The following is a 252-nucleotide window of genomic DNA, read 5'->3' as shown; positions in this document are numbered from 1 at the left end:
CACCTGCACAAGGACCATGTCGGCGGCATTGCGTCGAATGGCGCGATGACGTTTCCGAATGCCGTCGTGCGGGTGAACGCGGTCGAGGCCGCGTACTGGCTCGATCCGGCCAACAAGGCGCACGCGCCGGCGTTCCTCGCGTCGTTCTTCGATGCGGCCGCCGCGGCGGTCGCGCCTTACGTCGCGGCCGGCCGCTTCAAGACGTTTCGCGGCGATGCGACGCTCGCGCCCGGCATTCGCGCGGTGCCGATG

1 pseudogene is annotated in these 252 nt (G+C 69.8%); it reads left to right on the top strand.

From position 1 onward, the window contains the following. Positions 1-252: pseudogene (locus tag AAEY57_RS20565) on the top strand (MBL fold metallo-hydrolase); the annotation flags it as partial.

This window comes from Pseudoalteromonas sp. MER144-MNA-CIBAN-0113 (genome assembly GCF_040308965.1).
GTDB classification, from domain to species: Bacteria; Pseudomonadota; Gammaproteobacteria; order Enterobacterales; family Alteromonadaceae; genus Pseudoalteromonas; species Pseudoalteromonas tetraodonis.
Note: the sequence above shows the minus strand (reverse complement) of the source record. Positions and strands in the feature narration are given on the sequence as shown.